Source organism: Vibrio antiquarius, assembly GCF_000024825.1.
In the GTDB taxonomy this organism is placed as follows: Bacteria; Pseudomonadota; Gammaproteobacteria; order Enterobacterales; family Vibrionaceae; genus Vibrio; species Vibrio diabolicus.
On record NC_013456.1, the window covers coordinates 1,077,303 to 1,088,211 of the forward strand.

The following is a 10,909-nucleotide window of genomic DNA, read 5'->3' on the forward strand; positions in this document are numbered from 1 at the left end:
AAGCTGCGTCTGCAGCCAAAATTTAAAAACTCTTCAAGCGTGATGCTTCTACATCAGCTCTGTATTACTTCCACGGTTTACGGTAATTCACTCCCTGCAAATCAAGCAGCGGTAGGTGTCCTTTCAAACGTGATAAATAGTCGGTCCAATCTCGGTGTTGTTTGTCTGTCCAACATGCTTCTGCCATTGCGGTTAAGCGCGGGAAGACCATGTAGTCCATACGAGACTGGTTGTTGATGATTTCACACCACAATGCTGTTTGAATGCCCCAAATGCGTTTACGTATTGGATCGTCGGCTGGCACTTCAGCGAGTGGTTCATAGTTGTAAGCTTTTTCTAGCGGCAACGGGTTAGCCCAATCCACGCCCGGTTCTTCTGGTGCGTAATCTTGGGTCATATCTAGGTAGGTGGTTTGTGCAGGTTGTAGCACCACATCGAAACCTTGGCGCGCGCAGTTCAACGCCGCTTCTTCGCTTAACCACGAATAGATCACTGTGTCTTTGCTGACTTTGTCGCCATGCTGTGCTTCTTCCCAACCCAGCATGCGCTTGCCAAGTTTGCGCAGTTTGTCTTCGGCATGACGCAAGAAGTGCCCTTGTAACTCTTTGTAGTCGCTGTAACCCAGTTGTTCCATTAGTGCTTGGCATGCAGGGCTTTTTGACCATACGCCGTTAGGTACTTCATCCGCACCGATATGAACATAAGGGGCTGGGAACAACGCGGATACTTCTTCCAACACTTTATCGATAAACTCATAGCTCCCCGGCAGAGCTGGGTTAATGACGTTGTCGTTGTAATGCTGAATACTGCGGTATTCGGTGGTATCTTCTGTTTCTACCAATAGGTGTGGTAACGACTTGATGGCAGCTCGGCAGTGGCCTGGTACATCGATTTCAGGGATAACAGTGATGCCTCGTTTCGAAGCAAAGGCAACCACGTCTTTGATGTCTTCTTGAGTGTAAAAACCGCCGTAACGCTCAGCAAGGTGCGTGTACTGTGGCTCATTGGTTTCATCCAACCCACGCCATGCGCCAATATCGGTTAGTTGAGGCAATGATTTGATCTCAATTCGCCAACCTTCATCATCGGTAAGGTGCCAATGGAATGTATTGAACTTGTAGTGAGCCAACTGGTTGATCAAACGTTTGACTTGCTCAACGGAGTGAAAATGGCGAGCACAATCTAGCATCATACCGCGGTAACGAAAACGTGGTCGGTCTTTGATCGAACAGCAAACCACTTCCATTGAGGCTGGTTGATCGCCAACTTTGATTAGTTGCAATAACGTTGCACAAGCATGGGTAAAACCAGACGAAGAGCCTGCTTCAATTTTGATCGACTCTTCTGCTACCTTCAGCTTGTAAGCGCCTTCATCCAAGGTTGGGTTGCCTTTGAAGATGATCTGACTGCCATTGTCTGATGCGAACTCAAATTGATGAATGCGCTTAAGCTCTTCAAGTAACCACTCTTTAGCTGCATTGGCTAGGTTTGAATAAACCGCAACGCCAGCTTGATGATTAAAGCTAAAGCAGTGATCGCTGACTTCTATATGGTTTGGTTTTGGCAATAAAGGCTGTGCATGCGTCAAGCTGGAAGGGATCTCACTACGTTCACGGTACGGTGAAGCCAATACGATCGGCGTGACATCGACTGGAGCTCGTTGAAGGTTGCCGTTGACTTCAAAGTTGACCAAGGCTTCATTGAATCCATCAGAATAGTAACGGAATGGGTTCGAACCAATACTGAACTCGCAGTAAAAATGATGGTTAGCTGCCAACACCAACCCTTCTGGTTTGAGGGTGCAGTAGCTGCCAATTTGCTTGAGCTGGCCATTCGAAATACTATCCGGCAGAATGTAGCGATCAAAAGCAAAAATCAGGCTCCAATTGTGGAGATCTTGATCGCTCAAATTATGGAAAGTCAGTCCGAAACGGCAGTTTTGCTTTTGCTCTGATAGGACGACGAGATCAACACGATATTCCATATCTACTCCTACGCCGCACTGAGCGAGTAAAGGTTATGTTCAGGTTTACCTGCAAACATAATTGCGCCTTCAATCGCGTCAAACTGTGGCTCAACAACCCATTGCTGAACGGGTGGCGAAAGCCAACGTAAAATACGTTCAGCAATGCTGCCCATTAAACAAATACGCGTTGCGCCGCACTTGTTTAATGCCACGAGAAACATTTCTATATCAGCTGCAGTTTGCTTCAGCATCTCAATTGCTAGTGCATCACCTTGTTCTGCATGTTGGAAAATTGCAGGAGAAAACTGGCCATAATCACGAGGAAGCGCTTGTTTAGACCAAGCCACCACGTTATCGACGTCATTTTCGAAATGCGCCATGACGTGTTGTGCTAGAGGCGTTTTCTCTCTGATGCCATCTTCTGCTAACAACACTTGTTGAACTAGGCGAAGCCCCATCACTGCGCCGCCACCTTGATCCGAAATAGGGAATTCGCGACCACCGACAACGTGCTGCTCCAATCCTTTAAGATAGATGCCACAAGAACCCGTTCCTGCGATCATGATTGCGCCATCTTCGCCATTGTGTGCACCAACGCACGCGCCGTAAGCATCAGTATTAAGAGTCATACTGGCAAACGGATGAGGAAGAGACATAAAGGCTTGCCAAGATGCTTTGTGCTCAGCACCTGCAAGGGCTAAGCCGACATGCATCGATGTAAAATCTTGTTGTGTCAGGCCACCTTGCTCGGCAGCCGAAGTGATGGATTCAAGAATCGAAGCCATTGCAACTTCAGCACCTAGCATGATGTTGGCGCTGCCGCTTTTGGCCTCGCCAAGAAAATTACCTTGTGAATTTTTGATCCTGGCTCGACATGACGTGCCGCCACCATCGATACCGACAAAATACATCCCCATGATTATTGTTCCTTAATATTTTTAGAGGTTGCCAACTGAGAAATATGCTGAGCTTGACTCATTATCGCGAGTAAGTACCAAGCGCCATGTGGGATCCATTGTTCGCCCCAGCGCCAGTTTTGTAACATGTCGTCTTTTTGTGCTGGTGGGTTAAATGCGATGTCTTCCTCGTCTTCAAAGCCGCCAGTGATTCCGTTACACACACCGCCTTTAGCGTTGAAGAAACCATATTGAGGAAGGTAATCAGGGTTGTTACGACCGTGGCCATCAAGCATGCACATGTCGTATGGGTTTAAGCCTACAATCCAGTTCAATGCATCTTGAGCAAACACGGAAAGTTGTTGCTGTATTTCTTGCGACGCTATATGCGGTTGAGCGAGATACGCCATGGTCGCGAGTGAGCCCAATCGAGCATTCTCGCCTTGCCACCAATAGCCGGATTCATTGTTGTGTGCGACAAAAAATGCATCGCGTTTTGACTCATTTACGCCTTTAACATACTGGCGAGGGTAACCGAATGGGTTGGTCACTTTATTCGATATATTGATCTCAAACTCACACGCTCGGTTAACGATGCGTTTTACCGATTCTGTCTGTACGGAGTCGTCTTCAATTGCTAGATATTCGCACAAGGCAATAACAGGTAGGCCAGCTTCAGCTGCGTGAAAGTATGGACGACTGCCGTCTTGGTTTGCTGACCAAAAGTGTTGAATCTGCTCATCGCTCATTTGGCGGGCAATTAAGCGTTGTGCCCACAAACGGCTCTCTTCCAAGTAGCGAGTTTCTTTGGTGGCTGTAAACAGTTCTACACTGGCTAGTAGCGCACAATATTCGTCGATAATGTTTTCTTCACCATCATTGAGGTACTGCGTATTGTGCTCTTTTAAGTGCCAGTAACCATTTTCAGCAGCATTGCGGTACTTTTGTTGATCGTATTCGCCGTGAATACCTAAACGCGACGCCGCGGCCAGCGCTGCGATGGCGACACCGCCACCTTGTCGAAAGCCTGCTTGGTAGTCGTCAAATTTGTGACCAAGTTGCGTTTCGTAGGCACAAATTTCTCGTTGCGCAGTATCTTTGCTCCACTTATCAAAGACCGTCATGTAGAAGAAGCCTTTTTCGTTTTGCATACGAACAAGGAAGTCTGCACCGAACAGGGCTTCTTCAATAAGACGTGTACGTGTGAAGGCTGCAATGTCTTCGCTTCCTTCAAGCAATGAAAGCCCTTTTAGGATGTTCCAAACCACCATTGGAGTTTGTTGAGGGTTCAAATAATTAGCGTATGAAAGATGACTTAAATACTTGCTAACGTCTCCAGATGCGTCGTACCAGCCTCCGTGTACATCAACCGTTTGGTTGGCGTTGAGCACTGGAACTTGTCGATCTTGTTGATCGAAAATTCCACCACAACGTTGTGATTTGAAGTAGTGGATCACATCCGACAAAGTTTGATCCAACAGAATATGTTCGCCAATGGTGAAAGAGGAAGAGCGCGTATCTTCCACTTGCAGGAAATAGTCGCCTGAATCTGTGAAAGATGAAAAGTCGATAAGGTAGAAATAGCCCTGATGCCAGTTCGCCACTTTACCCTGTTCTTCAACCGCAAAAGTTGCCACGGTTTGCTCGGTAGTGGCACAAATCAATTGGGCAGTGTAAGAAGACAAGTGTGGTTGTTCGGTCTGGACAATGGCTTTCTTTGGGCCCAGATGTTCATAACCAATGTGGTTAGTCAGTAGCAGCATTCAATGTCTCCGGGAAACGATAAAACAGGAATGGGTCAGGCTGAACCTGACCCTCGTTATAATTAATCTTCAAATAAGTAACAGCGAACAAAGTGGTTCTCAGAAAGCTGAGTGACTCCTGGTAGTCGTTCGCGACATTTATCGGTTGCGTGTACGCAGCGTCCTGCAAATGGGCAGCCGACTGAATCCGGTGTCCAAAGTGGGATTTCCCCTTTGTTGCCTTTCAGCTTCTCGTGGATAGACTTCGATGGATCAGGCACAGCAGATACCAACAGTTGCGTATATGGGTGTTGAGGATCGTGAATGATTTCCTCAGTATCCCCCCATTCAACCATGTGACCTACGTACATAACCGCGAGATCCTCAGCAATGTAGCGCGCCGTTGCGATGTCGTGAGTGATGTAAAGCAGAGACATTTGTTTCTCGAACTTCATCTCTTCCATCAAGTTCAAAACACCAGCACGAATTGACACGTCCAGCATTGATGTTGGCTCATCTGCCAATACCACTTCTGCACCTACAGCGATGTTACGGGCTAGGTTTACACGTTGACGCTGACCGCCAGATAGCTGGTGCGGGAACTTTTGCGCGGTTTCTTTTGGCGGAATCAGACCAACTTGTTCTAGTAGGTCATACACACGCTCTTCCAGTTCCTTTTTGTTGCCTGGTGCAATCTTTTTATGGATCAGCAACGGGCGAGCAATGTGGTGAAAGATATTGTGTGTAGGGTTTAGTGAGCCAAATGGGTCCTGCCATACCATTTGTACGCCTTCACGGTATGTCATCAAGTCATGTCGAGAGGTAATATCTTGGATATCACGACCTCTGTATTCGATCACACCCTCTGTAGGGGCGTACATTTTAGCTATCATTTTAGCGGTAGTAGATTTACCAGAGCCTGATTCACCTACTACTGACAAACCGCGGCTCTTGTACATCTTGAATGACACGTCGTTGATCGCGCGCATTTTTGACTGCTTGATTGAGTTACTATTTAAAGGGAAGTCCTTAACGACATGTTTACCCTCAATCAGCAGTTCGCCGAGTTGTTTGCTCATAATTCTCTCCAGTGTAATTTTGTTCTTAGCTAGCGTTATTTTTTGTTGTTAAACCTTAGCTTGAGCAATCGTGTCGCCGTATAAGTGGCAATTTGAAAAACGACCAGGTTCAATTTGACGCAGCTGAGTTGGTACTCGTGTACAAGCTTCGTGGACGCGGTCGCAGCGAGCTTGGAAGCGGCAGCCTTGAGGAATCTCTAATAGGTTCAAAGGGTTGCCTGGAATACCAGTTAATTTGGTTTTAGGACCAGTTAGTGGAGGGAAAGAGCTACCCAAACCTTTGGTGTAAGGGTGGTAAGGACTTTCCAGAATTTGCTTAGAAGGGGCGACTTCAATCAACTCACCGGAGTACATAATGCCGATTCGATCCGAGAACTCGACCATGAGTGACAAGTCGTGGGTAATGAAAAGGATCGAGAAGCCGAACTCTTCTTTCAGTGCATAGATTTTTTGTAAGATCTCACGCTGAACCACAACATCGAGTGCCGTCGTTGGCTCATCCATGATGATCATCTTTGGGTTGAGAGCCAGAGCAATCGCAATGACTAAGCGCTGGCGCATACCACCAGAAAATTGGTGTGGGTAGTCATTCAAGCGGCTTGGGTGAATATCAACGATTTCCAACAATCCTTCGGCGCGCTTTTTCGCTTGTTCACGTGTCATGTTGGTGTGGCGCATGATGACATCGCAAAACTGCTCTTCCATCGTAAGCACCGGATTTAATGCGTTCATAGCACTTTGGAACACCATCGACATCTCGCTCCAGCGGAATGATTGCATACGTTCATCGCTGTACTTGATGATGTCTTCTCCGTTGAAGATGACCTCACCACCAGTGATGAATGCTGGCGGCTTATGAAGACGCATGAGCGAGAAAGCAACAGTGGATTTACCACAGCCAGATTCACCTGCCAGGCCAAAGACTTCACCTGGCGCAATGTCAAAGCTAACGTTGTTACAGGCGCGGACATCGCCCGCATCTGTGATGTAATCTACGCATAGGTTACGGATAGAAATTAGTGGTGCAGTCATGATTATTTATCTCCGCTCCATAGTGCATTTTGTGGTGCCATTTCAGGCGCGCGCTCTTTCTTGTCTTTCTCTGCCAGTTTCTTCCAGCGTTTCATGCCTTTGTGAGAACGAAGCTGTGGGTTAGCAATTTCATCAACGGCAAAGTTAAGTAGAGCAAGACCAGTCACCAAAAGAGTTAAGGCGATACAAGGTGCTAATACTTCCCACCATGCGCCAATCAACATTGCTGATGAGGTTTGCACGTTGTAAAGCATGATGCCCCAACTGATGGTGTTGGCATCGCCCAGGCCCAAGAACGAGATTACAGCCTCAGTATTGATAGCGAGCATTACTGAGCCGATGAAGCTTGCACCGACAATCGGGATTAGGTTTGGTAAAATTTCAACGAAGATGATGCGGAATGAAGACTCGCCCAATACTTCAGCGGCTTTCACAAACTCTTTCTCGCGCAGAGCCATGGTTTGAGAACGGACAACACGTGCGCCCCACGCCCAAGAGGTACCAGCGATAATCAAGGCAATGGTGAGTGGACCTGCTTCGCCAATAAAGGCTGCCAGTACAAAGAGCAATGGGTATTGAGGGATTACCAGCATGATGTTCATCGCTGCACTCAATATGTCATCCACTTTGCCGCCGAAGTAACCTGCCGAGATACCAATGACCGTTGCTAGGAAACATACGATGATGCCAGCACCAAAGCCGACACCCAGCGATACGCGAGCACCATAAGCCACTTGTGACCAAATATCACGACCCATACGTGAAGTCCCCAGAACGTGATCAGCCTTTTTCGACATAATCAGCGTACGACGATCATCTGCTAGATTTTTAGCTACCCAGCCATCAGGATTATTTTGCGCTTGTTTTACGACAAAGCTTGGGTATTCGTGTGGATTACCGGTGCGCTTGTCTGGCGCATGTTTCGTAAGTAAAGGAGCTGCGATCGCAACGAATACGAATACGGTAACAATACCAAGACCGATTCGAGCGAATGAGTTACCTAAAATAAGTTTGAATAGTTCTTTCATGATTATTTGCCTCCCGTACGTAGGCGAGGGTCTAGAATCATGTACAGCATGTCAGCCATTAAGTTGAAGCACAGCATGAACATCGTCATGATAATTAACTGACCTTGAAGTACTTGGTAGTCACGAGCGTGAATTGCGTTAAGTAGCACGGTGCCTAAACCTGGGTAGTTGAAAATCATCTCGATGATCAATTGACCACCAATGGCCATACCCAAAGACATAGATAGCGCGGTTACACTTGGAAGTAGCGCGTTACGTGCGGCGTAATTGAAGACGACACGGTTCTCGCTCAGCCCTTTGCCTTTCGCCATCGTGATGTAGTCTTCGGCGAGAAGGTTGATCATGTTGTTACGCATATTGACGAGGAAGCCGCCGATCTGAACGATGGTTGCACAGAATAGCGGGAGTACTGCGTGGTAACCCACGTTTTTGATGAACTCCCAGCTTGACCAATCAGGGATAGTACCTGGCGTGTAAGCATAGCCAGATGGGAACCATTTTAGGCCAATCGCAAAGGTAAACAGCGCTAACATTGCGATAACCATCTGTGGGATAGCTTGAATGATCAATGTACCAGGCGTTACGAATGCATCGTACTTACTACCACGCTTCCAAGCGGCAAAAATACCGAGTACAGAAGCGATTGAGAAAGAAAGTACAACCGCAGTACCAGCTAGGAAGAGAGACCAGCCAAATGCACTACCTAGTAAAGAGTTAACTGAAAGAGGGTAGAACTGGATTGATGTACCTAGCTCCCAACTTAGAATGTTTTTAATGTACGAAAAGTACTGAATGTAAATCGGCCCATCAACGAAACCGAGCAGTTCTTTCATTGCTGCGATTCGTTCTGGCGTCACCTGTACAGAAGCGTTAGCAAACATCATGGTAACTGGGTCACCAGGCATTGCTCGCGGAATAATAAAGTTTAACGTCGCTGCAACTAAGAGCGCGACAAGATAGAACGACAAACGTCTTAAAAAATAACCCATAACTCACACCTTACTCACCCAGATTTTTTCCCTGTTTCTGGTTTCAGGTCGCTCCTAGCGAAATTTAGAGCGAAAAATCCCCTGACGACGAGCGCCACATATTGGTTTCGTTAACAAGGGATTTTTATAGGCGGCACACGGGATGTATGCCGCTTGAAATGAACTTCTACTTATTTAACTGGTTTTAGGTCCAGCACGTGAAGTAGACGCTCTGGGATACCAGCCCAAATGTTTGGACGGCCCTTAGGATTTTCTTCGTTCCACCAACCAGTGAAGCGAGTTGTGTTGTATTGATACATGTACGCGCCAGATAGCACAGGAATGGTTACTTGGTCCTGAGCAATGATCTTCTGGATACCATGAGCGATTTCTAGCTGTTCTTGCTTATCAGCGGTTTTGTAGAAGCTGTTAAGAAGACCGTCTAACTTATCGTTCTTGTAGAAGTGCATTGCAAAGCGAGGCATACCGTCACCAGACTGTAGCTTCGAGTTGTAGCCGCTGTCCCAGTACAAGTGTGGATCCGCACCGTGGAAGTAGTTGGTGTAAGCAACGTCGTATGTACCTTCTAGCATTGCTTGGTTGTATACCGAGAAATCTGGAGTACGAGCACGTGCTTTAATGCCTACTTCTGCTAGTTGCTCAACAGCTAGTTGTACAGTGTTGTTAAAGTCAGTCCAACCGTTTGGCGATTGAATGAGAAGCTCGAAAGACTTGCCAGATGGTGTATCTACAAAGCCATCTTTGTTTACATCTTTGAAGCCTGCTTTAGCAAGAAGCTTTTTCGCACCTTCGGCGTTGTATGTGTTGTAACCTTTGTACTTGTTGTGCGTCTCTTCGTCAGACCAAGCTTCGAATGCGTAGCCTAGACCCGAAGCGAAGTCATTTACTGTACCGCCACCGTAGAATGCAATGTCGATAATCGTTTGACGGTCTAGCGCCATAGAGAACGCACGACGGAAGTCAACGTTAGTAAGTGCTTCGTTTTTCGCCGCGTCTGGGTTTTTGAAGTTCACTACAAACGCTTGAGTACCCGCTGGTGGGTACCAGTAGTGGTGATTCGGACTTGCAGCAGCGTAAGTGCGGTCGATGTCTGGTACGAATGAAGATGTCCAGTCCATTTCGCCGTTAACGATTTTGCCCAAGAATTGGTCGTTGTTCGCGATTTGTGGCACTCGTAGACAGTCTACATCTAGGTTATCAGCATCCCAGTAATTCGGGTTCTCACACTGAATGTATAGTTGCGGTGTAAAAGTGTCGATTTCGGTAAATGGACCACTACCTACAGGATTTTCGTTTGTGAATGTTGCTGGATCTTTCACTTTGCTCCATACGTGCTTAGGTACAACTGGTACTTTCGCAATTTCGTAAGGAACGTTTGAGTTTGCTTCGCTTAGACGGAATTTAACTTTGTAGTCGTTAACTTTCTCTACGCCAGTAACCCAAGAGTTGATACCAGATTGGTCTAGCTCTGGCTTCTCTTTAACTAGGTTGAAAGAATAAACTACGTCATCAGCGGTAAACGCTTTGCCGTCAGACCATTTTACGCCCTTACGAATATCGAAGGTCACGCTCATTAGGTCATCAGCCATGGTGAAGTTTTCTGCTAGACGAAATACTGGCGTGTTACCGTGCATTTCGTTAAAAACAACGAGCGGCTCGTAAATAAAGTCGGTTGTTGTGTGCAGGTTAGTTGCACCCAAGAAAGGGTTAAAGTTACGAACGAAAGTTGTAAACTCTTTAGGGTGGATAGTCAGTTCACTGCGTTCAGCCGCAGTAGCTACCGATGCAAAACCTGTAGTAGCCGTTGCAATAATTGCTGTTGCTAGTGCTGTTTTTTTAATATTGGCAAGCATAGCTGTTCCTTACTATTTGCTTTCATTTCACTAAATGGAATTGAATGTCATCAATTGATAAACACTCTCCAAGACCTACCTCTTGTTTATGCATTACTCATTACAACATTGAGTTTCGCCAAGAGTGGCCTGTAGGCCTTAGGCAGGAGTAAGAAAACACCTTATCCATAAAATAATCAAACTCGATTCTCGTTAAAAACGTTAAAATATCGTCACTCTCCGTTATAAACGTTATTTTGGCTAAATTTGACTAGAGATAGACCAAAAAATAAACGTTGATATGCGTCGCAGTTTATATCCTTATTAATAGTGAGTGTTAGTAAT

General features: G+C 46.4%; 8 protein-coding genes. All 8 read right to left on the bottom strand.

Going from position 1 to position 10,909, the window contains the following annotated elements; all coding sequences use genetic code 11:
• Positions 1 to 64: 64 nt before the first annotated feature.
• Positions 65 to 1,984 carry a beta-N-acetylhexosaminidase gene (locus tag VEA_RS05185; RefSeq protein WP_012841433.1) on the bottom strand — a complete coding sequence of 640 codons (1,920 nt, stop codon included), beginning with the start codon at positions 1,982 to 1,984 and terminating at the stop codon, positions 65 to 67.
• 8 nt (positions 1,985 to 1,992) lie between these two features.
• Positions 1,993 to 2,883 (bottom strand): glucosamine kinase nucleotide-binding domain-containing protein, encoded by an 891-nt coding sequence (locus tag VEA_RS05190; protein WP_012841434.1) that lies wholly within the window; start codon positions 2,881 to 2,883, stop codon positions 1,993 to 1,995.
• A gap of 2 nt (positions 2,884 to 2,885) precedes the next feature.
• A complete protein-coding gene (locus VEA_RS05195; protein ID WP_012841435.1) occupies positions 2,886 to 4,625 on the bottom strand; it encodes a glycoside hydrolase family 9 protein in 1,740 nt (579 codons plus the stop codon).
• Positions 4,626 to 4,687: 62 nt separating this feature from the next.
• Positions 4,688 to 5,683 (bottom strand): ABC transporter ATP-binding protein, encoded by a 996-nt coding sequence (locus VEA_RS05200; RefSeq protein WP_005394711.1) that lies wholly within the window; start codon positions 5,681 to 5,683, stop codon positions 4,688 to 4,690.
• A 48-nt stretch (positions 5,684 to 5,731) separates the two neighbouring features.
• The gene (locus VEA_RS05205) at positions 5,732 to 6,715 is read right to left on the bottom strand and encodes an ABC transporter ATP-binding protein (protein WP_005394709.1); all 984 of its coding nucleotides are present in this window, start codon (positions 6,713 to 6,715) and stop codon (positions 5,732 to 5,734) included.
• Positions 6,716 to 6,717: 2 nt separating this feature from the next.
• Complete coding sequence (locus tag VEA_RS05210; protein ID WP_005394707.1) at positions 6,718 to 7,743, bottom strand: ABC transporter permease; 1,026 nt, start codon at positions 7,741 to 7,743, stop codon at positions 6,718 to 6,720.
• A 2-nt stretch (positions 7,744 to 7,745) separates the two neighbouring features.
• Positions 7,746 to 8,732, bottom strand: a complete 987-nt coding sequence (locus VEA_RS05215) for an ABC transporter permease (protein WP_005394705.1) — start codon at positions 8,730 to 8,732, stop codon at positions 7,746 to 7,748.
• A gap of 170 nt (positions 8,733 to 8,902) precedes the next feature.
• Positions 8,903 to 10,585 carry an ABC transporter substrate-binding protein gene (locus VEA_RS05220; RefSeq protein WP_005394703.1) on the bottom strand — a complete coding sequence of 561 codons (1,683 nt, stop codon included), beginning with the start codon at positions 10,583 to 10,585 and terminating at the stop codon, positions 8,903 to 8,905.
• Between the last annotated feature and the right edge of the window lie 324 nt (positions 10,586 to 10,909).

Excerpts from the sequence above, each read along its gene's own strand:
- VEA_RS05215 (WP_005394705.1), bottom strand. The coding sequence starts at position 8,732 with ATGGGTTATTTTTTAAGACGTTTGTCGTTCTATCTTGTCGCGCTCTTA.
- VEA_RS05195 (WP_012841435.1), bottom strand. The coding sequence starts at position 4,625 with ATGCTGCTACTGACTAACCACATTGGTTATGAACATCTGGGCCCAAAG.
- VEA_RS05220 (WP_005394703.1), bottom strand. The coding sequence starts at position 10,585 with ATGCTTGCCAATATTAAAAAAACAGCACTAGCAACAGCAATTATTGCA.
- VEA_RS05205 (WP_005394709.1), bottom strand. The coding sequence starts at position 6,715 with ATGACTGCACCACTAATTTCTATCCGTAACCTATGCGTAGATTACATC.
- VEA_RS05200 (WP_005394711.1), bottom strand. The coding sequence starts at position 5,683 with ATGAGCAAACAACTCGGCGAACTGCTGATTGAGGGTAAACATGTCGTT.
- VEA_RS05190 (WP_012841434.1), bottom strand. The coding sequence starts at position 2,883 with ATGGGGATGTATTTTGTCGGTATCGATGGTGGCGGCACGTCATGTCGA.
- VEA_RS05210 (WP_005394707.1), bottom strand. The coding sequence starts at position 7,743 with ATGAAAGAACTATTCAAACTTATTTTAGGTAACTCATTCGCTCGAATC.
- VEA_RS05185 (WP_012841433.1), bottom strand. The coding sequence starts at position 1,984 with ATGGAATATCGTGTTGATCTCGTCGTCCTATCAGAGCAAAAGCAAAAC.